The organism is Sphingobium sp. KKT206, from assembly GCF_055640555.1.
Map to the genome: position 1 here is coordinate 1,696,809 of NZ_CM145764.1, position 24,472 is coordinate 1,721,280.

Sequence of the window (24,472 nt, forward strand, 5' to 3'; positions counted from 1 at the left end):
CATTTATTAAGCAGGCGTTGGCCGTTCCGCCTCGCGAGTCCGCACGACCTTGGCATAGGAGATGATGCCGAACGGGATCAGGGCCACATAGACGGCGCAAAGCAGCAACAGCGTCAGCCAGGGGTCGGTTACCAGCAACGCGGCCAGCAGTCCGGCAAAGGCAATGACTTCCAACCGGATGCGCTTGCGCAACCGCAGCGCCGACCAGCTATAGGTCGCGATGTTGGAGATCATCAGGAAGGCGACGAACGCCGTCCAGGGTGCCACGACATACCAGGCGCGGAACAGGTCTTCGCCCGTCACCAGCCACAGATAGAGCGGCACGAAGGATAACCCCGCCCCGGCCGGCGCGGGCACGCCGGTCATGAAACCGGCGGATTTATGCGGCTGTTGTTCCGCATCGATATTGGCGTTGAAGCGCGCCAGGCGCAGCGCGCAGGACAAGGCGTGGGCCAGCGCGAAGATCCAACCGAATTTCGGCATGGCGTGCAGCGACCAGAGATAGAGGATCAAGGCTGGCGCGACGCCGAATGCGATCGAATCGGACAGCGAATCCAGTTCCGCGCCGAATCGGCTTTCGCCGCGCAGCATCCGCGCGATCCGGCCATCCAGTCCGTCCAGCACCCCGGCAAAGATGATCGACAGCACGGCCCGTTCCCAATCGCCCGATATGCCGTAGCGCACGCCGGTCAGACCGAAGCACAAGGCCATCGCCGTGACGGCATTGGGGGCGAGCATGCGCAGGGTTATCCCCCGTCGCATGCCCTGCGGCACGGCGCGCCGCCGCCTCATTGCTGAATACCGGCAACGACCCGGCGATCACCCATTTGCCCCAGGATGGTTTCCCCGGCGATGGTGCGCTGGCCCAGGATCACACGCGGCGCGGTTCCGGCGGGCAGATAGACATCGACCCGGCTGCCGAAGCGAATGAGGCCGATCCGCTGTCCCGCCGCGACCATGTCGCCAGGCTTGACGAAGGGCACGATCCGGCGCGCCACGAGGCCCGCAATCTGCGTAAAGCCGATGCGGACGCCATCATGGCGTTCGACCAATATATGCTGGCGCTCATTATCCTCGCTCGCCTTGTCGAGATCGGCATTGAGGAATTTGCCCGAAATATAGACGACCGACTTGATCGTGCCGCCGATCGGTGTGCGATTGATATGGACATCGAACACGCTCATGAAAATGGACACGCGGATCATCGGCTGATCGCCAAGGCCATCCACGCCCGCCATTTCGCGCGGCGGGGGCACGCGCTGGATCAGCGTCACCAGGCCATCGGCCGGCGCGATGATCGCGCCTTCATCCTGTGGCACGGCCCGCACCGGATCGCGGAAGAAGGCGAAGACCCAGATCGTCACCATCAGCATCAGCCATCCCAGCACCTCCCATCCCACGAGGAACAGGAGCGCCGTGATTGCAACCGCGATCAGGCCGAATTTCATCCCTTCCGGGTGAACCGAAGGAAAGCGCCATTTGACATTGCCGCCAGCGGCGATCGTGATTTCGTTATTGTCCATGGCCACCATCTTTAGGGAGAGAGCTTCCCCCTGACAACGGCCGATCCCGGCGAAGGCTCCGGTCTGTCATATAACTATGCGTGCGCAGTTGAACATTCTGCCCGCTTTGCCTAGGGCGATTGCCAAATCCACCCACGATGAAGAAGGCGAACAGGCGCATGGCGAAGATCAAGGTGAAGAACCCGGTCGTTGAGATTGACGGCGACGAAATGACCCGGATCATCTGGGAATGGATCCGCGAACGGCTGATCCTCCCCTATCTCGACATCGACCTCAAATATTATGACCTGTCCGTCCAGAAGCGCGACGAGACGAACGACCAGATCACGGTCGATTGCGCCAAGGCGATCAAGCAATATGGCGTGGGCGTGAAGTGCGCCACCATCACGCCCGACGAACAGCGCGTCGAGGAATTCAACCTCAAGTCGATGTGGAAGTCGCCCAACGGCACGATCCGCAACATCCTGGGCGGCGTGGTGTTCCGCGAACCGATCGTCATCAAGAACGTCCCCCGTCTGGTCCCCGGCTGGACCGACCCGATCGTCATCGGCCGCCATGCCTTTGGCGACCAGTATAAGGCGACCGACTTCCTGGTCCCCGGCCCCGGCAAGCTGCGTCTGATCTGGGACGGTGAAAATGGCGAGAAGATCGAAAAGGAAGTGTTCGACTTCCCGGCCGCTGGCGTTGCCATGGGCATGTATAATCTGGACGAATCGATCCGCGATTTCGCCAAGGCGAGCATGAACTATGCGCTCGACCGTGGATGGCCGCTGTACCTTTCGACCAAGAACACCATCCTCAAGGCCTATGACGGCCGCTTCAAGGATCTGTTCCAGGAAGTGTTCGACGCCGAATTCGCCGACAAGTTCAAGGCGGCGGGCATCGTCTATGAGCATCGCCTGATCGACGACATGGTCGCGTCCGCGCTCAAGTGGAGCGGCAAGTTCGTCTGGGCCTGCAAAAATTATGACGGCGACGTCCAGTCGGACACCGTGGCGCAGGGCTTCGGTTCGCTCGGCCTGATGACCTCGGTCCTGCTCTCGCCCGACGGCAAGACGGTCGAAGCGGAAGCGGCGCATGGCACCGTCACCCGCCACTATCGCCAGCATCAGCAGGGCAAGGCGACCTCGACCAACCCGATCGCGTCGATCTTCGCCTGGACGCAGGGCTTGTCCTTCCGTGGCAAGTTCGACGGCACGCCCGAAGTCACCAAATTCGCCGAAACGCTGGAGCGCGTCTGCATCAAGACCGTCGAAGATGGCGCGATGACGAAGGATCTGGCGCTGCTGATCGGCCCGGAACAGGCATGGATGACGACGGAGCAGTTTTTCGAGCAGATCCGCGTCAATCTGGAAGCCGAAATGGCCAAGTGGAACTGATAGGCTCCTGGAGCTTTCAGTACGGAAACGGAATGAGGCGGTGCCGATTATTCGGCGCCGCCTTTTCCATAGCCATCGCGCCGAGGGAAAAAAGCCATGACGACAGCCACGCAGAAACGCCTTGAGGTGCGCCCGGCGGTGCCGACCGACGTACGCGCGATCATCCGGCTTATCGCCCGCGTCTATCCGGGCCTGCCCAATTATTCCCCCGCCACCGTGCGCGGCCAGATCAACAATTTCCCCGATGGCTGCTTCGTCGCGCTCTACGATAACAAGGTCGTGGGCTATTGCGCGACGATGCGGGTCAGCAAGGGCATGGCCTTTGCCTGGCACGACTGGGAAGAGATCACCGCCAATGGCTTCGGCACGCGCCACAGCGCGGCGGGCGAATGGCTTTATGGCTATGAGATGGCGGTGGACCCCAAGCTGCGCGGCCTGCGCATCGGCCAACGCCTCTATGACGAGCGCAAGGAACTGGCCGAACAGCTCGACCTACACGGCATCGTCATCGCCGGCCGGATGCCGGGCTATCTGCGCGCCAAGCGCAAGGTCGAAGGCCCCAAAGATTATCTCGACAAGGTCGCCGCGGGCAAGATCCGCGATCAAGTCGTCAGCTTCCAGCTCAAGAACCAGTTCGAGCCGCTGGGCGTGCTGGAAAATTATCTGCCCGAAGACAAGCAGTCCGATGGCCACGCCGCGCACCTCGTCTGGCGCAACCCCTATGTCGATCCCGACGAAGCGCCAGAAATGCGCGTGCCGCGCGGCGTCGAAAGCGTCCGCCTGGCCACCTGCCAGTTGCAGGCGCGCGCGGTCGAGGATTTCGAGGGGTTCGTCCGCAACATCGAATATTTCGTCGATGTCGCAGCGGATTATCGCTCCGACTTCATCGTCTTCCCTGAGCTTTTCACCCTGCCCCTGCTCTCGTTCGAGACCAAGAAGCTCAACCCGATGGAGGCGATCGACAAGCTCACCAGCTATACCCCGCGCCTGACCAAGGAACTGACGCGGATGGCGCTGCAATATAATATCAACATCATCGGCGGTTCCCACCCGACCCGCGCCGACGATGGCGACATTCAGAATATCGCCTATGTTGCGCTGCGCGATGGCTCGGTTCACACGCAGGAGAAGATCCACCCCACCCCCAATGAATCCTTCTGGTGGAACATCAAGGGTGGCGATTCGCTCGACGTGATTCAGACCGACTGCGGGCCGATCGGCGTGCTGATCTGCTATGACAGCGAGTTTCCCGAACTGGCGCGGCGGCTGGTGGATCAGGGCGCACGGATCATCTTCGTGCCCTTCTGCACCGATTCGCGGCTTGGCTATATGCGGGTGCGTTATTGCGCACAGGCGCGGGCGATCGAGAATCAATGCTATGTCGTCATGTCAGGCAATGTCGGCAACCTGCCCAATGTCGACAATATGGACATTCAATATGCGCAGAGCGCGATCCTGACGCCATGCGACCTGCCCTTCGCGCGCGATGGCATTGCGGCGGAATCGACCGAGAATGTCGAGACGCTGACGATGGCCGACGTGAACCTGGCGGACCTGAGCTGGGCACGGGCCGAAGGGACCGTCCGCAACCTGCGCGACCGGCGGTTCGACCTCTATCATATCGAATGGGACAGCAATCCCGACCATGGCCATGCGCCCAGTGGCGGTCTCGTTCCCGCCGGGGGCCATAATTCACCCGGCGGCGGCTAAGGCGATCAGGCCGCGACCGGTTCCAGCAGCCGGTCGCGCGTCGCCAGCAGCGCTTCGAGCGGCGGCTGATCCGCGCCGCGCGTAACGCTGGCCATCGCGCGGTCGAGCCGTAGGCGGGACTCCGCTCGCATATCAGGCAAGGCGTCGGCGATGGTGACCATATCGTCCATCCGCCCCCAGCAGTTGAGCGCGAGGTCGCACCCGGCCGCCACGACGCCTGCGGCCAGTTCCGCGATACTGCCATCCAGCGCCTTCATGTCGAGATCGTCCGACATCAACAGGCCGTCAAAGCCGATCGAATCTCGGATGATTCCGCCGATGACCTTGGGCGACAGGCTGGCGGGCTGATCGGCGTCCCAGGCGGTATAGACGACATGCGCGGTCATCCCCATCGGTGCCCAGTTCAGTGTGCGGAACGGGCCAAGGTCGGTTTCCAGCGCATTGAGGTCGGCCTTCACCACCGGCAGTTGCAGATGACTGTCGACCAGGGCGCGACCATGCCCCGGCATATGTTTGACGATGCCGACCACGCCGCCCTGCGCCAGCCCCTCCAGCGTCGCGCGACCCAAGGCCGCCACCCGCATCGGTTCGGCCCCCAACGTTCGGTCGCCCATGATATCGCTCGCGCCATCCTGCCGCACATCCAGCAAGGGCAGCGCATCAACGGTGATACCGACTTCGGCGAGCGTCAGGGCAATAGCATGGGCATTAGCCCGCGCCGCCGCGATCGCGCTCGACGGCGCGACGTCGTAAAGGCGATCGAACACAGCGCCGGGCGGAAAGGCAGCCCAAACCGGCGGTGCCATCCGTGCCACGCGACCGCCTTCCTGATCGATCATGATCAGCAGGTCGTCGCGCCCATGCAAAGCGCGCAGATCGTCGGTCAGCGCGCGCAGTTGCGCCCGATCGGCGATGTTGCGCTTGAACAGGATATAGCCTGCGGGCTGCGCCTCGGCAAAGAAGGCGCGCTCGTCAGGGGTCAGGACTGGCCCGGACAGGCCGAAAATAACAGGCTTCATGGCGTCGACGGTAACGATGTGCGGCGCTTCTGTCGAAGGGCTTTATCCGATCCTAATTGACCATCAGGCAGCTTTCGCCCGCCACCTTGAGCTTGCCGCAAATGACGCTCGCCTGCCCGCCCGCGCTGGCGCGGAGGCGATAGACAGTGCCGCCGCCGACTTGTGCCGGTTCGACGGTCATGGCGAGCGGCGCGAGATAGGCGAAGCGCTTGGACAGGCGGCTCCAGGCATCCTTGGCCCCCGCTGCGCTGCCATAGGCGCCCAGCTGGATCATCGCGCCGCCGCTCGCGGCCTTGGTGGCGGCAACCGGCGTGTTGCTCGTGCCGTCGGTCACGGGCGCGGAGACGCTTTGCGCAGGCTTGACCGGCACGACCGGCCGGGTGCCGGTGGGCGCAGGCGTGCCCTTGGCCATCGGCGTTTCAGGCACGCGGCTGGGGTCGATCCGCCCGTCACGCGCCACGCCTTCGCTCGCGGCGAAGCTGGCATCGCCCTCGCCATCGAACTTGCGCGCATCGGCTTCGTTTGCGGCGATCTTATAGTCCTGCGGCGGCGCGGCGATGAGTTGCCCTTCGCCGGCCAGATTAGCGCCGTTGCGATTCTGCACCCACCACACACCGGCGACGACCGCGCCCACCAGGATCAGGCCGAGCAGGATCAAGCCGAGCAGACGCAGCGGCGAAAGGCTTTCCGGGTCGCTATCGTCGATCGCGGGCTCCAGCCAGGGCAGCCGGTCCTCATCGTCGAAATCGAGTCGACCGCGCCCATAGTCGCTCATCGTCACTTCACTCCGCTTTCATTCACTGCATTTCGGTCAGCGCGACCACGCCCATCAGGGCGAGGCCGTTGCGGATAATCTGCCCTATTCCCTGCGCCAGGGAAAGCCGTGCCGCCGTCATCGCCGGATCGTCGGCCAGGATCACCCGCGCGCGCGGATCGTCATTGCCCATATTCCACCAGCCATGGAACGCGGACGCCAAGTCATTGAGATAAAAGGCAATACGGTGGGGCTCGCGCATCTGCGCTGCCCCTTCCACCACGCGCGGGAATTGCGCGGCGAGCTTGACCAAGCCCAATTCCGCCGTCCCAAGAAGGGACAGGTCGGCTGCGGGAAGCGCAATCCCTGCCTCCTGCGTCCGCCGTCCGAGCGACGAGATGCGCGCATGGGCATATTGGACGTAGAAGACCGGATTATCCTTCGAGGCCTCCACCACCTTGGCAAAATCGAAATCCATCTGCGCATCGGCCTTGCGCGTCAGCATGGTGAAGCGCACGACATCCTTGCCCACTTCGCCCACGACATCGGCGAGCGTCACAAAATTACCCGCGCGTTTGGACATCTTCACCGGCTCGCCATCGCGCAGCAGGCGGACCATCTGAATGAGCTTGACGTCGAACCGCGCCTTGCCTTCCGTCAGCGCAGCGACTGCCGCCTGAATGCGCTTGACAGTCCCGGCATGGTCCGCGCCCCAAATGTCGATCAACTGGTCAGCATACTGCGCCTTTTGGTAATGATAGGCCATGTCGGCGCCGAAATAGGTCCAACTGCCGTTCGACTTCTTGATCGGCCGGTCCTGATCGTCGCCGAACTTGGTCGAGCGGAACAGCGGCAGTTCGACCGGTTCCCAATCGTCGGGCAGTTCGCCCTTGGGCGCTTCCAGCACGCCATCATAGACCAGATCCTGCGCCCGCAGCCAGGCTTCGGCCTGTTCCGGCTTGCCCGCCGCCTGCAATTCCGCCTCGGACGAGAAAATGTCATGATGGATGCCGAGCAGCGCGAGATCATCGCGGATCATGTCCATCATCTTCGCCACGGCGAAGGTGCGGAAGGTCACCAGCCAATCACCCTCCGGCGCATCCACGAACCGATCGCCATATTCGGCGGCCAATGCTTGGCCCACCGGGACGAGATAATCGCCCGGATACAGGCCTTCGGGGATGGCGATCGTTTCGCCCAGCGCTTCGCGGTAGCGCAGGTGCGCCGAGCGGGCGAGGACATCAACCTGGCCGCCCGCGTCATTGATATAATATTCGCGGATCACCTTATGCCCGGCATATTCGAGCAAGGTGGCGAGCGCGTCGCCCACCACTGCGCCGCGGCAATGGCCCATATGCATGGGGCCGGTCGGGTTGGCGGAGACATATTCGATATTGACGGTGATGCCCTGCCCGACATCGGACCGGCCATAATCGTCGCTCTCGGTCTGGATCGCCGCCAGTTCCGCGCGCCATGTCGCATCGGTCAATGTCAGATTGATGAAGCCCGGCCCGGCGATCGAGGCGCTTTCCACCTCTTCGAGCGCTTGCAGCTTGGTGACGATGGCCTCAGCCAAGGCGCGCGGATTGGTGCCAGCAGGCTTGGCCAGCACCATCGCCGCATTGGTCGCCATGTCGCCATGGCTGGGGTCGCGCGGCGGCTCGACCGTCACGGGCTTGCGGTTGAGGCCAGCGGGCAGAATGCCATCAACTTCCAGCGCGTCCAGCACGGCGTCGAGATGGGCGGTAAAACGGGTGTAAAGGGACATCAGATTATATCCTGCATCACAAAATGCCGTTCGTCCTGAGTAGCCTCTTCGACTGCCTGCTAAGGCAGGCGCTCAGGCAGGCATTGAGCGAAGTCGAAATGGCGTATCGAAGGATCTGCGCAGCGTGTGATGCTTCGATACGGGCCTTCGGCTTCGCTCAGTCCCTACTCAGCACGAACGGAGATAGGTTAATCGGGTAAGATTAGCGGGTCGCGTTGTATCGCAACTGATCCTGGGTCAGGTTGAACCCGACCAGCAGTTCGAAGCTGGTTCGTGCCAGCGCCGCCTTGACGTCGGGCTGGGCGAAGGGGTCGATCGCGGCATCGGCGTCACCGGCCTTGCGCTTCTGGACGATCTTCGCCTGAATGTCGGCAGGCAGCGTGGCCGAGGATTTCTCGACATAGGAAGCAGCCTTCGCCTGCGCGCTGGCGCGATAATCGCCGGGCGCAAAATTCAGCGTGACCTGACCCACCCGCTTGGCGACCACGGCATTGCCGCCACGCACCACGGCGGAATAATAAGGCAGCGTCACCTGCCGCGCCGCGCTCGCGTCGCTGCGCCGGGCGTTCACGGTGAAGGTCGCTTCGGTATAGAATTGCGCGCCGTCGGTGCAGGTCGATCGCAGGTCGGTGATGTTGGCCACCACGTCGATCGCCGAGGCATCGGTGCTGTTGGCCGGGTTGAACAGCGTGATGTCCCCGGTATAGGCCGGCACCGCCGCCACCGGGCAGGCCGATCGCACTGCGACGATACCGCCGGACGCATCGATTTCTCCCCGGCGCGAACAGCCCGCCAGGGTCAAAGCCAGCATGGCAGTCAGGGCGACACGAGACAGACAGACGTTCCTTGGCACAGGCAGATAATCCTTGGCATGGCCCATCGGCCGAAAGCATCGCGCTTCCTTATCCATCCGCCGTCGCCCATGCAACCGGAAGGAAGCGGCTTTCCTCGTGGCTTACATTCGCCTAAGCGCGAAGACATGACCGAGCCCACCGCCGCCCGCCCGCCAATGACCCTCTTGATCGCTGCCCCGCGCGGCTTTTGCGCCGGGGTCGACCGCGCCATCATCATCGTGGAGAAGGCGATCGAAGCCTATGGCGCGCCGGTCTATGTCCGCCATGAAATCGTTCATAACAAATATGTGGTGGACAGCCTGAAGGCGAAGGGCGCGATCTTTGTCGAGGAACTGGACCAGGTGCCAGATGGCGTACCGGTGGTCTTTTCCGCCCATGGCGTGCCCAAGGCGGTCCCGGCCAAGGCGGAGGAGCGTGGCCTGTCCTATCTCGACGCCACCTGCCCCTTGGTCAGCAAGGTGCATCGCCAGGCCGAACGGCAGGTCGAGCTTGGCCGCCATATCCTCTTCATCGGGCATAAGGGGCATCCCGAAGTTATCGGTACGTTCGGCCAGGTGCCCGACGGATCGATGACGCTCATCGAAACGGTGGAGGACGCAGAAGCGTTCGCGCCGACCGATGCCGACAATCTGGCGTTCCTGACGCAGACGACGCTGTCGGTGGACGATACCGCAGCGATCGTCGCCGTCCTCCAGCGCCGCTTCCCCGACATCGCCGCGCCCAAGGGCGAGGATATCTGCTACGCCACGTCCAACCGCCAAACATCGGTCAAGGCGATCGCCCCTCGTTGCGACGCGCTCTATGTCATCGGTGCCCCCAATAGCTCCAACTCGCTGCGACTGGTGGAGGTCGCCGAGCGCGAGGGCACCCGCGCCCGGCTGATCCAGCGCGCCGATGAAATCGACTTCGATTGGCTCGACGGCGTGACGACTTTGGGACTGACCGCTGGGGCGTCCGCGCCGGAGATATTGGTCCGCGAAGTCGTGAATGGCCTCGCGGCGCGCTATGACGTGACCGAGGAGATCGTCGAAACCGCGCGCGAAAGCATCGCCTTCAAGCTGCCGCGCGGGCTGGAGGCCGTCTGATCCATGGCCGTCTATACCCAGGTTCCGGCCGAAGAGATCGACGCCTTCCTCACCCGCTATGACGCTGGTCGCCTCGTGTCCGCCAAGGGGATCGCCGAAGGGGTCGAAAACAGCAATTATCTGCTCGAAACCACCGGCGCGGACGGGTCAGGCCATCGCTACATCTTGACCCTCTATGAAAAGCGGGTGGATGAAGCCGACCTGCCCTTCTTCATGGACCTGCTCGACCATCTGGGCGCGCGCGGCTGCCTTGTCCCCCGCTTCATCGCCGATCGCAGCGGCCAGCGATTGCAGCAGCTCGCGGGACGCCCGGCCTGTCTGATCGAGTTCCTGACCGGCATTTCCGTGACCGAGCCGACCCCGGCGCAAGCGCGCGCGGCGGGCCAGGCGCTTGGCGAACTGCATCGCGCGGCCGACGGCTTTGCGAGCGAGCGGCCTAACGCGCTCGACAAGGCGGGCTGGCATGATCTGGCGCGCAAATGCGGCACGGATTTCGACCAGATCGCCGCCGGCCTTGCTGAACGGGTCGCCGACGAACTGGCATATCTCGACGCGCATTGGCCTGCCGATCTGCCACGCAGCGTCATTCATGCCGACCTGTTCCCCGACAATGTGCTGATGCTGGGCGACCGGGTCACTGGCCTGATCGACTTTTATTTCAGTTGCACGGATGTCCGCGCCTATGACCTGGCCATCACCCACAGCGCATGGACGTTCAGCCATGATGGCGCGACCTTCTTTGGCGACCGGGCGGCGGCGTTGGGCGCAGGCTACACGCAGGCGCACGGTTTAACCGATGCGGAACGCGCTGCCTTCCCGGTCCTGTGCCGGGGCGCGGCGCTGCGTTTCCTGCTGACCCGCGCCTATGACTGGATTAACACGCCGGCCGACGCGCTGGTGACGCGCAAAGACCCGCTCGCCTATTTGCGTCGGCTCGACTTCTACGCCAACGCCGACGCAGCCGACCTGCTCGGCGCATAACCCATGATCCGATCGCCTCTTTCGACGCGATCGGAGGAGACAGCATGACCGACCTGCCGACCGTAGAGATTTTCACCGATGGCGCGTGCAAGGGCAATCCCGGCCCCGGCGGCTGGGGCGCGGTGCTGCGCTTTGGCGCGAAGGAAAAGGAAATATCGGGCGGCGAGGCGCAGACCACCAACAACCGGATGGAGATGATGGCCGCGGTCGAGGCGCTCAATGCGCTGAGCAAACCGTGCCGCGTCACGCTCTATACCGACAGCAAATATGTGATGGACGGCATCACCAAATGGATTTTCGGCTGGCAGAAAAATGGCTGGAAAACCGCTGATCGCAAGCCGGTGAAGAATGCCGAAGTCTGGCAGCTATTGGTGCAGGCCACCGCCCGGCATCAGGTGACCTGGCAATGGGTCAAGGGCCATGCCGGTCACCCGGAAAATGAGCGCGCCGACCAGCTCGCCTGCGCCGCGGCGGAGAGCTTCCGCCGCTGACGCCTGCCTCGCGTCAAATATCCTGCGCGATCCGCCCATATAGCTCCGGCCGCCGATCGCGGAAGAAGCCCATGCCGGCGCGATGGGTACGCGCCTGCGCCAGGTCCAGCGTCGCCACCAGCGCACCAAAATCCTTGGCATCGCCATCAGCGATCAGGTCGCCCCATTCGTCGCTGATGAAGCTGTGGCCGTAGAAACGCTGGCCATCCTCCTCGCCGATGCGGTTGGCGGCGATCACCGGCATGCAATTGCTGACCGCATGGCCGATCATCGCCCGCCGCCACATGCGGCTGGTGTCGAGGTCCGCATCATAGGGTTCCGATCCGATCGCGGTCGGGTAAAACAGCATCTCCGCGCCCATCAGCGCCATCACCCGCGCACATTCGGGATACCATTGGTCCCAGCAGATGCCGACGCCGATCGTGCCATATTTGGTCGGCCACACCTTGAAGCCGGTATTGCCGGGGCGGAAATAATATTTCTCCTCATAGCCCGGCCCGTCAGGAATATGGCTCTTGCGATAGACGCCCATAATCTCGCCCTGATCATCGATCATCGCGAGCGAATTATAATGATGCTGCCCGTCGCGCTCGAAATAGCTGGTCGGGATATAGACGCCCAGATCCTTGGCCAGTTTGCGCATTTCCTGCACCGCCGGATGGCTGTCGGTCGGCTGCGCGAGCGCGAACAGCGCTTCGTCCTCGACACGGCAGAAATAGGGCCCTTCGAACAATTCGGGCGGCAATATGATCTTCGCCCCGCGCGCGGCGGCCTTGGTCACATGCTCAGCCACCTTGGCGATATTCTCGCCCATATCGTCCGAAAAGCTGAGCTGGAGCGCGGCAACGGTCACTTTGGTCATATCGTCTGTTTCTCCGTTCGCCCTGAGCCTGTCGAAGGGCTCCACCGAGCGATAGCGAGGTGCCTTCGCTTGCGCTCAGGCGCGGGCTTCGACTTCGCTCAGCCCGAACGGTTGATGTTAAACACTTGGCATTTGCTGGCTGCAGCAATGAAAACTGCCGCCGCCTGACAATATGGCATCGCTGCGCAGCCCGACAATATCCCGCCCCGGAAAGAAGGGTGCCAGCGCGTCGAGCGCCGCCTGATCATTGGGCTGGCCATAGATGGGCACGATGACGGCCGCGTTGCCGACATAGAAATTCATGTAGCTGGCCGGAATGGCCTCGCCATCGACCATCACCCGCCCCGGCGACGGCATGTCCACCACGGTAATGCCATGGGCGCTCGCTCGCGCGCGTGCGTCGGCGTAGATCGCCGCATTGGGATCGTCCTCCGTCGTCGCGATCGGCAGTGCCAGCAGCCCTTCGCCCACGAACCGCGCCAGATTGTCGACATGCCCATCGGTATGGTCATTCAGCAATCCATCGCCGAGCCAGAGCATGTCGGAGAGGCCTAGGCTCCCGGCCAGCAGCGTTTCGATCTTGCCCCGGTCGAGGTCCGGGTTGCGATTGGGATGGAGCAGACATTGTTCGGTGGTCACGAACAGGCCGGTGCCATCGGTATCGACCGCCCCGCCCTCGAACACCCACTGCTGCGTCGATGTCGGCAAGCCGGTGGTCGCCGCCAGCCGTGCGCCGATATCTTCGTCGCCCGCCATCTGATATTTACCGCCCCAGCCGTTGAAGCCGAAATCGACCAAAGCCCGCGCCTTGCCGTTCAGCACGGTGATAGGCGCGGTATCGCGCAGCCAGACGTCGCCCAGCGCCTGCAAGACGATCGACACGCCGGGCGCGACCAAGGCCCGCGCGGCGTCGGCATCACCCTCGTTCGCTGCGACCAGCCGCACCTCTTCGCCGCGCCCATCGGCATGGAGTGCGCTTGCAAAGGCGGCGATCTGCGCCCGCGCGGCATCGAATGCGCCGGGCCATTCATCCGCGTTGGTCGGAAAGCCGATCCAGGTCCAGTCGTGCGGTGCCCATTCGGCAGGCATACGAAAAGTCATGCAATGTCGTCCTTACTCGGCGGAAAGGCCGATCCGTGATAGCGGGCGTTAGGCGCGCTCCATAGCGTGCCGGATCGGGTCTGGACAGAGGGCGGGAGCCATGAAGAGAAGAGTTTCGACGATCATAGCGGCGCTGCTGCTGGCGCTGCCCGTCCACGGCAGCGCAGGCGAATTGCCCGATTGGCTGACCGGGGAATGGGTGCAGAAGCGCGACGATCGCTGGAGCGAGGAAGTGTGGACGCTGCCGCGCGGCGGCGTGATGATCGGCGTGGGACGCACGGGGCGCGGCGAAAAGCTGCAATCCTGGGAAGTGATGCGGATCGTTCGCGCAGCCGACGGATCGCTCGCTTTCCACGGCGCACCCGAAGGCGGCCCGGCGACGATTTTTCCCGCGATAGCCGAGGGCGTGCGGGACATCAGCTTTGCCAATCCTGCCCATGATTATCCGCAACGCATCCGCTACTGGCGGGAGGGGCGCCTGCTCATGGCCGAAACGGCGAACATGGATGGCAGCCGCGCGCAGAACTGGACCTATGCCCCAGCCGGTGAGTGACGTACAAAATCGCCATTCGTTTCGAGCGAAGTAGAGAAGTAGAAGCGCGGTGCCGGCGTTTCTCGACTTCGCTCGAAACGAATATAGGTTTGTTGACTGACTATTTCCCGGCCCGATCCTTGTCGCGGATGGCGCGAAATTCGTCGCCATCCACCCAGTTGGGCCAGTCCGTCGTATTCGCCAGATCGCGCCCGACCGTATAATAGAGCTTCAGGTCGGCCAGCACGCCGGTCCAGTCCCAATTGGGATCATATTCATCCTTTGGCCCGTGGTAGCGGTTCTTGGTATAATCTTCCGCTGCGGCCATGCCCGCCGCCGTGCCGCCATTGACCAGATCCTCGCCGCCCTCGAAATAGAGCATCGGCAGGCCGTGCTTGGCGAAGCTGAAATGGTCGGAGCGATAATAATAGCCCTTCTCCGGCGTCGGCTCCACCGTCGCGACCCGGTCCTGCGCGGCCAAGGCGCGGTCGAGATAGGCGTCGAGTTGCGACTTGCCCTTGCCGATCACCACCACATTCTTGGCGCGCCCTGCGACCGACAGTGCATCCATGTTCACGCCGCCAACGGTCTGGTTGAACGGCACCACCGGATTGCTGCCATAATAGGCCGATCCCAATAGCCCCGATTCCTCTGCCGTCACCGCCAGGAATACTTGGCTACGATCGGTCGGGCCCGCCTTCACATTGGCCTCCGCCAGCGCCACCAGAGCCGCCGTTCCGGTCGCATTGTCGACCGCGCCGTTGCAGATGCCATCGCCATCAGGCGCGGCCTGGCATCGACCCAGATGGTCCCAATGTGCGCTATAGAGGACATAGTCATCGGGGCGCGTCTTGCCGGGCAGCAGCGCGACGACATTCTTCGAACTATGTTTGCGCAAGTCGTTGTCGAACGACACCGACGCCTTGACCGCGCCCAGCGGCACCGCCTTGAACCCGGCTTGCTTGGCGGCTGCCATCTGCGCGGTCAGGTCCAGCCCGGCGCTGGCGAACAGGACCGCCGCCTTGTCCTTTTGAATCCAGCCGACCGCCGAAGATTGCTTGGCATTGCCATCCGCACTGTCGGCGACATGCTGCGCGCCAGTCCAGCTCGATTGCACGACGTTCCAGCCATAGGCGGCGGGCACCGTATCATGCACGATGATCGCGGCAGCCGCGCCCTGTCGCGCCGCTTCCTCATATTTATAGGTCCAGCGGCCATAATAAGTCATCGCCCGGCCATTGAACGGCCCGGTCAGGCCCGTCGCCTCATAGTCGGGATCATTGACCAGGATGATGACGGTCTTGCCCTTCACATCGACGCCGGCATAGTCGTTCCAGCCCTTTTCGGGCGCATTGATGCCATAGCCCACGAAGACGACCGGGCTGTCCTTGATCGCGATCTTCGGCTGGGTCGTGCGATAGGTGCCGACCACCATTTCGGGGCCATAGCTGGCGCTGACCGCACTCTTGCCACCCGTGAAAGTCAGCGGCGACACATTCTTGGCATTGATCTCGACCAGCGGGACATCCTGAAACCAGCTGCCCTTATTGCCTGGCTTCAGCCCCAGCTTGCTGAACTCCGCCACCAGCAGCGCCAACGTCTTCTCCTCGCCCGCAGAGCCAGGCGCGCGGCCCTCATAGGCGTCGGACGACATTTCCTGCACCAGCCGCTTCATCGTGTCGATCGATGGCTCGGCACCATTGGGCGCCGCAGCGACCGACGCGGGCGGCGCATCCATGCCATCGGTGGCGCAGGCGGAAAGGGCGAGAACGGCGGCAATCGCCGCGATGGAGCTACGCATGAAAGGCACCCTTTATTCTTGTGATAGCAGGGTGATGCCACTGTGCGGGACACAGGGCAAGCAAGGCCGTTGCCAAGTCTGCAGCGCTCGCCTAGCCATTTGTTACTGGGGCAATGGGGGAGTGAATGGGCATGATCGGATATCGCAAGGCAGTGATCATGGCGGCGCTGGCCACCGGAACCGCGCCGGTCGCGCTGGCGCAAACCCCGCCCGATGCCCTCGCCAAGGCCTTTGGCGCGCGCGAAACCGTGATTTCCGCCAGCATTTCGCCCGATGGCCAGAAAATCGCGCTGATCGCAGCGGGGCCAGGACGAACGAGCCGCGCCTATGTGTTGGAGGCCAAGGAAGGTGCGGAGTTGACGGTGGCGGCCACGACCACCGGTAAACCGGAATATCTCTCCAGCTGCGATTGGGTCGCGACCGATCGCCTAGCTTGCCAGATTTATGGCGAAAGCCGCTATGCCGACGACGTCTATGGCTTCAGCAACATTTTCGCGGTGGATGCATCCGGCGGCAACGCCAAACTGCTGAGCCAGCGGCGGGGCCAAAATGCGTTGCATGCCGATTTTCGCGGGGGTGACATCGTCGATCTGCTGCCTGGCGAAGACGGCGCGATATTGATGACCCGATCCTATGTCCCTGAAGCCAAGATCGGCAGCCTTGTGGAAAAGCGACTGGAGGGGCTCGGCGTCGATCGCATCGACACCCGCAGTGGCAGCGGGAAACGGGTTGAAACACCGGCCAAATTGGCAGTCGATTATATTTCGGACGGCGTCGGTACAGTTCGGATCATGGGACTGCAGGAGATCAAGGGAACCGGCTATTCCAAGGGAACCTATAAATTCCTCTATCGCCCACAAGGCAAGTCGGGCTGGGACGACCTTTCGACCTACGACGTGCGCGACAATAGCGGCTTCTATCCCCTCGCCGTCGATCCGCAGCAGAATATCGCCTATGGCTTTGAAAAGACAAACGGTCGCGACGCGCTGGTCTCGATCGCGCTTGACCCCGGCCAGGAAAAGAAAGTCGTCTTCGCCCATCCGCAAGTCGACGTGACCGGATTGATCCGGGTCGGCCGCGACCGCCGGGTCGTGGGCGTCAGCTATGTGCTAGAGCATCGCGAAGCCGTGTATTTCGACAAAGACGCAGCTTCTCTTGTTACCTCATTGGGTAAGGCGCTGGGTGGCAAGGCTGTTCACATCGGCGACATGAGCAGCGATGGGCAGCGGGTGCTGGTATGGGCCGGTAGCGACATCGATCCGGGCCAATATTATCTGTTCGATCGGACGGCGCGCAAATTGTCACCCCTGATGCCGGATCGCCCCGAACTGGCTGGCCGCCAACTGGCCACGATGCAATCGACGAGCTTCAAGGCAAGCGATGGGGTAACGATCCCAGCCTATCTGACGCTGCCGCCCGGCAAAGAAAGCGCCAAGGGTCTGCCCGCCATCGTCCTGCCCCATGGCGGCCCGGAGTCGCGGGACGAATGGGGTTTCGACTGGTTGGTGCAATATTATGCGGCACGCGGCTTCGCCGTCATCCAGCCGCAGTTTCGCGGTTCCTATGGTTTTGGCGAACAATGGCTGATGCAAAATGGCTATCGATCCTGGCGCAAGGCGATCGGCGACGTCGTGGACGCCGGACGATGGCTGGTGGCACAGGGCATTGCCGACCCGGCGAAGCTGACCATCGCGGGCTGGTCCTATGGCGGCTATGCGGCGCTGCAGGCGCAGGTCATCGACCCCGATCTGTTCAAGGCGGTGGTCGCCATCGCGCCCGTCACGGATTTCGGCGATCGATTGCGCCGCGCGCAATATGACAGCAGTTACCTCGTTCAGCAGCAGCGCATGGGCACTGGCCCGGAGGCCGAAGACGCTTCGCCATCCAGCCATGCCGCGCAGTTCCGCGCCCCGGTCCTGATGTTTCACGGCACAAACGACGGCAATGTCGACATCAGCCAGGCAAAAATCATGCAAGGCAAACTGGAAGGCGCGGGCAAGCGCAGCCGCTTGGTCATCTATGACGGGCTGGCGCACAGCCTGAACGACAGCGATGCGCGCGCCGACATGCTCCAGCAGAGCGCCGACTTCCTGCTGGCGGCGGGGAAATAGCCCCAGATAGAAAAAGGGCGGCTCCTTGCGGAACCGCCCTTTTTCGTAAGTCTGTCGGAAAACCGATTAGCGCGAATAGAATTCGACGACCAGGTTCGGTTCCATCTTCACCGGATAGGGCACTTCGTCCAGCGTCGGTACGCGGACATAGCTGACCTTGGCGGCACCGTCGGGTGCGACATAGTCGGGGATGTCGCGCTCGGCCAGGGCCTGTGCTTCCATCACCAGCGCCATTTCCTGCGCCTTCTTGCCCAGCGTGATCTCGTCGCCCGGCTTCACCAGACGCGACGCGATGTTGCACTTCACGCCGTTCACATAGATGTGGCCGTGTGAAACGATCTGGCGGGCCGAAAAGATGGTCGGCGCGAACTTGGCGCGATAGACAACGGCGTCCAGGCGGCGTTCCAGCAGACCGATGAGGTTCTGGCCGGTATCGCCCTTCATGCGGCTCGCTTCGAAATAGTTCTTCTTGAACTGCTTCTCGGTGATGTCGCCATAATAGCCCTTGAGCTTCTGCTTGGCGCGCAGCTGGATGCCGTAATCGGACACCTTGCCCTTACGACGCTGGCCGTGCTGACCCGGACCATATTCGCGCTTGTTGACAGGCGACTTGGGACGGCCCCAGATGTTCTCGCCCATGCGACGGTCGAGTTTATACTTGGCGCTTGTGCGCTTCGTCATGATAATTCCTTCGATATGCTAACAACGTTACCCCGGTATCGCCTACGTCCGTATTGCGTCGAAACACTCAGGGGCAGGGCCACCGCTTCACCGGGATGCGGGACCAATCGCGAAGGCGCGCCTATGGAGAGAAGGGCCGGGCATGTCAACCCTCGACACGGCTGGACGCGCGGCTTAGTCCGGCACTCATGAACCCTGAAGACTATAGCAGCATGGCGCAGGTGCGTGCGGGCGTCGATGCGCTGGATCGCCAGCTCGTCGCCCTGCTTGCCGAGCGCTTTGCGCATATGCGCGCCGCCGCCCGCATCAAGCCCGATCGCAGCGCCGTGCGCGACGAAGCCCGCAAGGCGCAGGTCATCGCCAATGCCTGCGCCGAGGCGGAGCGGCTGGGCGCGCCCGCCGACATCATCGCTGAATTATGGGAGCAACTGGTCGAAGCGTCGATCGCCTATGAGATGGCGACGTTCGACCGGACGCGCAGCTAAGCGCGGCGCTGCGCCGCGAACCAGGGGATCATTCGCGCGATCGCATCCTCGACCCGGTCGGTCGACACCGCAAAGCTGAAGCGGATGAAGCGATGCCCGTCGACGGGATCGAAATCGATCCCCGGTGCGGTCGCCACCCCCGTCTCGCGCAACAGCCGCTGGCAAAAGCCCAGGCTGTCCTGCGTCAGATGCCCGACATCGGCATAGATATAGAAGGCCCCGTCGGGCGGCGCGATCCGGGCCAGCCCTAGCGCGGGCAGCGCGTCGAGCAGCAATTGCCGGTTGCGGCGATAGGTTTCGACATGCGCCTCCAACTCATCGGCGCAATCGAATGCCGCCAGCCCCGCCTGCTGCGCCAGTACCGGCGGCGTCAGGAACAAATTGCCCATCCGCGCCCGCGCCGCGTCGATCAGCGCGGGCGGCACGATGATCCACCCAAGCCGCCACCCGGCCATGCTGAAATATTTGGAAAAACTGTTCACGATCACGGCGTCGGGCGCATATTCCAGCATCGAATGGGCTGGCTCGCCAAAGCTCAGCCCATGATAGATTTCGTCCGACACGATGCGAATGCCGCGATCGGCACAGACCTGCGCGATCCGTTCCAGTTCGTCGGCGGGAATGATGGTGCCGGTCGGATTGGCCGGGCTGGCCAGGATCAGTCCGTCGGGTGCTGGATCGATCGCCGCCAGCGCCTTGGCACTGATCTGATAGCGTTCGGCCGGGCCGCATCCGACCTCGACAGGCTCCAGATAGAGCGCCTTCAACGTATTGCGATAGGCGACATAGCCCGGCCGCGCCGTCGCCACCCGCGCGCCGGGCGCGAACAGGCTGGTCAGCGCCAGCACCAGACCCGGCGACGCGCCACAGGTCAACAGCACCTGCTCGGCCTCCACCGCCACGCCATGCCGTTCGGCATAAAGATGCGCGATCCGCTCTTTGAGCGTCGGGCTTTCCCAATAGCCCATCGGATCGGTGTCCAGCACATGATGCGCCCTGGCGATGGCGGCGGCAGGCGCGCCGGTCGATGGTTGGCCGAATTCCATATGCAGGATGGAACGGCCCTGCGCTTCGAGGGCATGGGCTTCGCGGCTGATGGCGATGGCGTGGAACGGGTCGATGCTGGCGATCATGCGCGCCTGCCTAGGCCGCTGCCTACCTGATCGCAACCATGCGGCTGGCCCGGCGTTCAAAGATCCATGTCCGACACCATCCTTACTACCCTGCAATATTATGGCGCGGGTGCCGCCACGTTGGCAGCCTTGATCGTCTCACTGAACCTTGGCCGACGGATCACCGGCTGGGCCTTTGTGCTGTTCGTCACCAGCTCGATCGCGTTGATTGGCTGGGGCTTTCTGGCCGAGGATAGCGAGGGGATTGGCTGGCAGAATGTCGCGCTGCTCGTCATCAACGCCGTGGGCGTATGGCGCTATCTGATTTCAAAGCACAAACCGCGCGATTGATCCCCGCCCTTATTCCGCTTCCTCGACCGATGCGCCAGGACCATTTTTGAGCACCGATTCAATCGCATTTCTGGCCCCTGCCTTGCTGGCATAGCCTTCGGTCCAGAAGATCGTCTCACTATTATATTTGAACTTGGCGACGAACTCACCGGCTTTGTTCTTTTCGATCACGAATTTATGCGCCATTTTCCGTCTCCAGACTCGTTGCATCAACGAAACCGTTCTGGACAATAGGCAGCGGCGTCGATCCCTGCAATGCTTTGTGGCAACGATCCCCCCCGGATGATGGCCGCCGCCAGCATCGCAGCAGCCGGTGCCGTCTGGATGCCGAAACCGCCCTGCCCCGCAAACCAGAAAAAGCCCGGCGTGTCGGGATCAAAGCCATAGACCGGCGCGCGATCGGGCGCGAAACTGCGCAAGCCGGCCCAGCGATGTTCAATGCCCGCGACGGGCCATTCAACCACCGCCTCGAACCGCGCCACCGCCTGCGCCACGGCCATCTCTTCCGGCGCAGCATCGCAGGGTGGCGAGGGCACTTCGTCATGCGGGGTCAGCCACACCCGGTCGCGCCCTTCCGGCTTGAAATAAAAGCCACCGCCAAGATCCATCACCAGCGGCAGGTCGGGCGACGGCAAGGACGGCACGCGCAATTGCGCCACCGTCCGCCGCAACGGCGTGATCCCGACCGGCGCGACACCACAGGCCTGCGCGACATCATCCGCCCAGGCGCCCGCTGCATTGACGATCAGCCCACAATCCAGCGGCCCGTCCGCTGTCTCGATCCGCCAGCCACTCCCCTCGCGCCGTGCGCTGATCAGCCGCGCGCCCAGTTGCATCGCCCCCCCGCGCCGACGCAATTGCCGCAACCATGCCTGATGCAGCGCCGCGACATCGATATCGCGGCAGCTCGCCTCCATCACGCCCAGCGTCCAGTCGGGCCTTAGTCCCGGCGCATAGGCGGCCGGATCGACCGGCTGCAAATCCACCCTGCCCGCAAAATCCGCGATCAGCGCATCGCGCGCCGCTTCATCCGAAGCCCGCCCGATATGCAGGGTGCGGCGCGGCGACAGGAAGCTGCCGTCATGAAAGTCGGGATCGGGGGCCGCCAGCATTGGTCCCGATGCCGTGGTCAGCGGCTGGACCGCCGGGCCGCCATAGGTTTCTTCCCAGAAGGCCACGGACCGGCCGGTCGCATGATAGCCCGCCTGCCGCTCCATCTCCAAAACCAGCACGCGGCCATGCGCCGCCAGTTCCGCACCCAGGCTGGCCCCCGCCATCCCGCCACCGACAATCACGATATCGGGCAGGCTCACCGGGCGGCCTCATCCAGAAAAGCATCGATCCGCCCCAGCGCATCCAGACGTACCCCGTCCAGTTCGCGCAGGATTTCATGCGCCGCCTCGCGCCCATAGACATGCAGTTGCGCACCCGAAATGCGGGCCGCCGCCGCCCGGATGGCGGGCGTGGACACCAGCTGATCCACGCGCGTCGCCAATATCAACAAAGGCACGTCGATCTGCGTGAGGCCGTCGCCTTGGCTTAGCGCTTGCGTCGATTCGAGCGCCTGCGCGACCCAGTTCCAGCTTGGCGGTCCCAAGGCGATCTCGCGACTATGGTCACGCCACCATAGTTCGTCGGCATAACGTTCCGGGTCATGCGTCAGGCGCTTCTGCCGCACTCGCCGCTGCCGCTCCGAATCCTCCTTCTGCGTCCAGGCACGCAGCCGCCCCTTGCCACGCCGGATCATCCCCTGTGCGACCATCACCGCCAGCCAGCGTGGCAGCGGCGCACTGTGCAGGCCCAGCATCGGCGCGACAGCAACCGCTACATCGGGTGGCGTCATCCCCTCGGCCAGCGCCCGCAACAGCATATGCCCGCCCATGCTATGCGCCACCATCGCGCTTGGCCCGCTACCCTGCGCCCGCCAATCATCGGCCAGGGCGCGCAGGTCCGTAATATAGTCGGCGAAATCGTCGATATGCCCGCAGAGCAGGTCATCCGTCAGACGACCCGACCCGCCCTGTCCGCGCCAATCGAAACTGGTGACGGCCCAACCGCGCGCCGCCCAATGGGCAATGACCTCCAGATATTTTTCGATCATGTCGCCGCGCCCGCCCATGACGAGCATGCGGCCGCGCGCGCCGCTGCCCAGTTGGTAACGGCGAATCGGCCAGCCGTCAGGCGCAGTCCAATAGTCCAGCCGCCCGCCCATCGGCCAGGCGCGCCGGTCCAGAACCGGTGTGTCGAAGGCCGGAGCCGGAGAAAGGGGCGAATCCATGAACCGCATGGTTACGGTTTGGTAAGTCATCAGGTCTAGGGAATAGTGCCCATGTTAGGGGAATATTTCCGGCTGGCGCTGATCGTCGCCCTGGGCGCGCTGCTGATTGCGGCGGCGATCACCGATTTGCGCGCGCGGATCATTTCCAACCGGCTCAACTCCGTCATCGCCGCGCTCGCACCGCTCTGGTGGATCGCCTGCGGCCTCAACCTGTGGCCCGATGTCGCGGTGCAACTGCTGGTGGGCGGCATCGTCTTCATCCTCTTCGCCGCCCTGTTTTCGATGGGCATGATGGGCGGCGGCGACGTCAAGCTGCTCGCCGCTTTGGCGCTTTGGTTTCCCTGGCAGGCGGTCATCTCGCTGCTGGTACTGATGGCGCTGCTGGGCGGTCTCGTCACCCTGATAACGGTGATCCATCACCGCATGACCCGGCGGCTGGGCCAGCCCGAAATACCCTATGGCGTGGCGATCTCACTCGCCGCTTTGTGGCTGCTACCTTGGCCAACGATATCTTAACCAATTTACGGGATGAGTAGGGCACTGGGGGCAGTGTAGCCGCTTGAGGGAGGCGAATTTCGTCATGGATGCCAAGAAGATCGTGCTGCTGGTGGGGGCGCTTATCATAGCAGTCACTACAGCCTTGCTTGCACGCAACATGTTGAGTTCTTCGAGCACGCCGCAGGCCACCGCCTCGTCGATGCCGACCGAAGCAGATCAGCCCCATGTGCTGGTTGCGACCAAGGCCTTGCCCGTCGGCACCATCCTCGACGCGGAAAGTTTCCGCTTCCAGCCCTGGCCCAAGGATCTGATCGAACAGGCCTATTATCTCAAGGGACAGGCCGATCCGGTCAAGCTGGCAGGCAGCGTCGTGCGCACCGCCATCTCCGCCGGGCAGCCCTTGACCCAGGGTGGCCTGGTCAAGCCGGGCGATCGGGGCTTCCTCGCCGCCGCGCTTGGCGCTGGTATGCGCGCCGTGACGGTGCCCGTTTCGGCGCAAAGTTCGGTTGCAGGCTTCGTTTTTCCGGGCGACCGCATCGACCTCGTCCTGACGCAAAGCGTTGCGGGCGGCGGCGATGGCGAACCGCTCCGCGTGTCGGAAACCATCCTGCGCAACATCCGCGTCCTGGCCACCGACCAGCGCATGGATGCCATGGGTGAAGATGGCAAGCCGGTGGTGCAGACCTATTCCAACGTCACGATCGAAGTGACGCCCAAGATCGCCGAGAAGATCGCGGTCGCTCAGACGGTCGGCTCCCTGTCGCTGTCGCTGCGCTCGCTGGCCGACAACTCCTCGGACCTCGACGCGGCCATTGCCGGTACGGATGTCGAACTGCCCGATGGGGCCAGCCCGAACGCTGAAAAGGCATTGCTTGCCAAGCTCGCGTCGCGCCCGGTCGATCGTGGTGCCACCTATTCCACCGGCGCCGACGTCTCGCGCTATCAGCGCAGTTCCGTCCCCGCCAAGGCCGAAGCGCCTATGCCACCGATGGTCGCCGCCAATGGCGCACCGATGGGCACGGTCGCCTTCAAAGGCCCAGTCATCCGCGTGGCCCGCGGTACCAGCGTGACCGAAGTTCCGGTCGGGGGGAAGTAA

General features: G+C 63.4%; 24 protein-coding genes and 1 pseudogene. 11 read left to right on the forward strand and 14 right to left on the reverse strand.

What is annotated here, in order from left to right; all coding sequences use genetic code 11:
* Window positions 1–6: 6 nt before the first annotated feature.
* Both ACZ2HM_RS07980 and ACZ2HM_RS07985 read right to left on the reverse strand, forming a co-directional pair.
* The gene (locus ACZ2HM_RS07980; protein WP_470426716.1) at window positions 7–792 is read right to left on the reverse strand and encodes a CDP-alcohol phosphatidyltransferase family protein; all 786 of its coding nucleotides are present in this window, start codon (window positions 790–792) and stop codon (window positions 7–9) included.
* Complete coding sequence (locus ACZ2HM_RS07985; protein ID WP_069067039.1) at window positions 789–1,523, reverse strand: phosphatidylserine decarboxylase; 735 nt, start codon at window positions 1,521–1,523, stop codon at window positions 789–791. The genes ACZ2HM_RS07980 and ACZ2HM_RS07985 overlap by 4 nt, the downstream gene beginning before the upstream one ends.
* A 158-nt stretch (window positions 1,524–1,681) precedes the next feature.
* On the opposite strand from ACZ2HM_RS07985, the gene ACZ2HM_RS07990 reads away from it, so the two are divergent.
* Both ACZ2HM_RS07990 and ACZ2HM_RS07995 read left to right on the forward strand, forming a co-directional pair.
* Window positions 1,682–2,902, forward strand: a complete 1,221-nt coding sequence (locus ACZ2HM_RS07990; RefSeq protein ID WP_470426717.1) for an NADP-dependent isocitrate dehydrogenase — start codon at window positions 1,682–1,684, stop codon at window positions 2,900–2,902.
* Window positions 2,903–2,998: 96 nt separating this feature from the next.
* Window positions 2,999–4,612, forward strand: a complete 1,614-nt coding sequence (locus ACZ2HM_RS07995) for a GNAT family N-acetyltransferase (protein ID WP_470426718.1) — start codon at window positions 2,999–3,001, stop codon at window positions 4,610–4,612.
* A gap of 5 nt (window positions 4,613–4,617) precedes the next feature.
* On the opposite strand, the gene nagZ is transcribed toward ACZ2HM_RS07995, so the two are convergent.
* The 4 genes from nagZ to ACZ2HM_RS08015 all read right to left on the reverse strand — a co-directional run bounded on the left by nagZ (window position 4,618) and on the right by ACZ2HM_RS08015 (window position 8,964).
* Window positions 4,618–5,631: a beta-N-acetylhexosaminidase gene (gene nagZ, locus ACZ2HM_RS08000; protein WP_470426719.1), complete on the reverse strand. Its 1,014-nt coding sequence runs from the start codon at window positions 5,629–5,631 to the stop codon at window positions 4,618–4,620.
* A 52-nt stretch (window positions 5,632–5,683) separates the two neighbouring features.
* Complete coding sequence (locus tag ACZ2HM_RS08005) at window positions 5,684–6,406, reverse strand: SPOR domain-containing protein (protein WP_069066284.1); 723 nt, start codon at window positions 6,404–6,406, stop codon at window positions 5,684–5,686.
* A gap of 22 nt (window positions 6,407–6,428) precedes the next feature.
* Window positions 6,429–8,153 carry an arginine--tRNA ligase gene (argS, locus tag ACZ2HM_RS08010; RefSeq protein ID WP_470426720.1) on the reverse strand — a complete coding sequence of 575 codons (1,725 nt, stop codon included), beginning with the start codon at window positions 8,151–8,153 and terminating at the stop codon, window positions 6,429–6,431.
* A gap of 202 nt (window positions 8,154–8,355) precedes the next feature.
* The gene (locus tag ACZ2HM_RS08015) at window positions 8,356–8,964 is read right to left on the reverse strand and encodes a hypothetical protein (protein ID WP_037478756.1); all 609 of its coding nucleotides are present in this window, start codon (window positions 8,962–8,964) and stop codon (window positions 8,356–8,358) included.
* A gap of 168 nt (window positions 8,965–9,132) precedes the next feature.
* Between ACZ2HM_RS08015 and ispH the strand changes: the two genes are divergently transcribed.
* From ispH to rnhA, 3 genes are read left to right on the forward strand one after another with little or no spacing between them, the layout of a single operon-like run.
* Window positions 9,133–10,092: a 4-hydroxy-3-methylbut-2-enyl diphosphate reductase gene (gene ispH, locus ACZ2HM_RS08020; RefSeq protein WP_096061889.1), complete on the forward strand. Its 960-nt coding sequence runs from the start codon at window positions 9,133–9,135 to the stop codon at window positions 10,090–10,092.
* A gap of 3 nt (window positions 10,093–10,095) precedes the next feature.
* Window positions 10,096–11,073: a homoserine kinase gene (gene thrB, locus ACZ2HM_RS08025; protein WP_470426721.1), complete on the forward strand. Its 978-nt coding sequence runs from the start codon at window positions 10,096–10,098 to the stop codon at window positions 11,071–11,073.
* Between the two features lie 44 nt (window positions 11,074–11,117).
* Window positions 11,118–11,564: a ribonuclease HI gene (gene rnhA / locus ACZ2HM_RS08030; protein WP_037476600.1), complete on the forward strand. Its 447-nt coding sequence runs from the start codon at window positions 11,118–11,120 to the stop codon at window positions 11,562–11,564.
* Between the two features lie 13 nt (window positions 11,565–11,577).
* Here the strand turns inward: rnhA and aguB are convergent, their stop codons facing one another.
* Together aguB and ACZ2HM_RS08040 are read right to left on the reverse strand one after the other, a co-directional pair.
* Window positions 11,578–12,426, reverse strand: a complete 849-nt coding sequence (aguB, locus tag ACZ2HM_RS08035; protein WP_043148608.1) for an N-carbamoylputrescine amidase — start codon at window positions 12,424–12,426, stop codon at window positions 11,578–11,580.
* Window positions 12,427–12,543: 117 nt separating this feature from the next.
* Window positions 12,544–13,527, reverse strand: a complete 984-nt coding sequence (locus ACZ2HM_RS08040) for an agmatine deiminase family protein (RefSeq protein WP_470426722.1) — start codon at window positions 13,525–13,527, stop codon at window positions 12,544–12,546.
* 100 nt (window positions 13,528–13,627) lie between these two features.
* Between ACZ2HM_RS08040 and ACZ2HM_RS08045 the strand changes: the two genes are divergently transcribed.
* Window positions 13,628–14,080, forward strand: coding sequence for a DUF6265 family protein (locus tag ACZ2HM_RS08045; protein WP_470426723.1), 453 nt, complete (start codon window positions 13,628–13,630; stop codon window positions 14,078–14,080).
* 100 nt (window positions 14,081–14,180) lie between these two features.
* On the opposite strand, the gene ACZ2HM_RS08050 is transcribed toward ACZ2HM_RS08045, so the two are convergent.
* Window positions 14,181–15,860 carry a M28 family peptidase gene (locus ACZ2HM_RS08050; protein WP_470426724.1) on the reverse strand — a complete coding sequence of 560 codons (1,680 nt, stop codon included), beginning with the start codon at window positions 15,858–15,860 and terminating at the stop codon, window positions 14,181–14,183.
* A 131-nt stretch (window positions 15,861–15,991) separates the two neighbouring features.
* Here ACZ2HM_RS08050 and ACZ2HM_RS08055 point away from each other — a divergent pair, with 131 nt between their 5' ends.
* Entirely contained in the window at window positions 15,992–17,971 is a 1,980-nt protein-coding gene (locus ACZ2HM_RS08055) for an alpha/beta hydrolase family protein (protein WP_069067038.1), read from the forward strand.
* 66 nt (window positions 17,972–18,037) lie between these two features.
* On the opposite strand, the gene rpsD is transcribed toward ACZ2HM_RS08055, so the two are convergent.
* Window positions 18,038–18,652, reverse strand: a complete 615-nt coding sequence (gene rpsD, locus ACZ2HM_RS08060) for a 30S ribosomal protein S4 (RefSeq protein WP_037476595.1) — start codon at window positions 18,650–18,652, stop codon at window positions 18,038–18,040.
* Between the two features lie 188 nt (window positions 18,653–18,840).
* Between rpsD and ACZ2HM_RS08065 the strand changes: the two genes are divergently transcribed.
* Window positions 18,841–19,137, forward strand: a complete 297-nt coding sequence (locus tag ACZ2HM_RS08065; RefSeq protein WP_037476594.1) for a chorismate mutase — start codon at window positions 18,841–18,843, stop codon at window positions 19,135–19,137.
* Here ACZ2HM_RS08065 and ACZ2HM_RS08070 read toward each other — a convergent pair.
* Window positions 19,134–20,270, reverse strand: a complete 1,137-nt coding sequence (locus ACZ2HM_RS08070) for a pyridoxal phosphate-dependent aminotransferase (RefSeq protein ID WP_470426725.1) — start codon at window positions 20,268–20,270, stop codon at window positions 19,134–19,136. The two genes, ACZ2HM_RS08065 and ACZ2HM_RS08070, sit on opposite strands and share 4 nt — an antisense overlap.
* Before the next feature lie 66 nt (window positions 20,271–20,336).
* Between ACZ2HM_RS08070 and ACZ2HM_RS08075 the strand changes: the two genes are divergently transcribed.
* Window positions 20,337–20,600 (forward strand): hypothetical protein, encoded by a 264-nt coding sequence (locus tag ACZ2HM_RS08075; protein ID WP_037476592.1) that lies wholly within the window; start codon window positions 20,337–20,339, stop codon window positions 20,598–20,600.
* Between the two features lie 9 nt (window positions 20,601–20,609).
* On the opposite strand, the gene ACZ2HM_RS08080 is transcribed toward ACZ2HM_RS08075, so the two are convergent.
* Genes ACZ2HM_RS08080 through ACZ2HM_RS08090 form a run of 3 tightly spaced genes read right to left on the reverse strand, consistent with a single transcriptional unit; the run spans window position 20,610 to window position 22,887 of the window.
* The gene (locus ACZ2HM_RS08080) at window positions 20,610–20,786 is read right to left on the reverse strand and encodes a YegP family protein (protein WP_470426726.1); all 177 of its coding nucleotides are present in this window, start codon (window positions 20,784–20,786) and stop codon (window positions 20,610–20,612) included.
* A gap of 23 nt (window positions 20,787–20,809) precedes the next feature.
* The gene (locus ACZ2HM_RS08085; protein WP_470426727.1) at window positions 20,810–21,913 is read right to left on the reverse strand and encodes an NAD(P)/FAD-dependent oxidoreductase; all 1,104 of its coding nucleotides are present in this window, start codon (window positions 21,911–21,913) and stop codon (window positions 20,810–20,812) included.
* Window positions 21,910–22,887 (reverse strand): alpha/beta fold hydrolase, encoded by a 978-nt coding sequence (locus ACZ2HM_RS08090; RefSeq protein WP_443019534.1) that lies wholly within the window; start codon window positions 22,885–22,887, stop codon window positions 21,910–21,912. Before ACZ2HM_RS08090 ends, ACZ2HM_RS08085 begins: the two co-directional genes overlap by 4 nt.
* Window positions 22,888–22,929: 42 nt before the next feature.
* Here ACZ2HM_RS08090 and ACZ2HM_RS08095 point away from each other — a divergent pair.
* Window positions 22,930–23,410 (forward strand): annotated as a pseudogene (locus tag ACZ2HM_RS08095) (A24 family peptidase).
* A gap of 48 nt (window positions 23,411–23,458) precedes the next feature.
* Window positions 23,459–24,472: a Flp pilus assembly protein CpaB gene (cpaB, locus tag ACZ2HM_RS08100; RefSeq protein ID WP_037476589.1), complete on the forward strand. Its 1,014-nt coding sequence runs from the start codon at window positions 23,459–23,461 to the stop codon at window positions 24,470–24,472.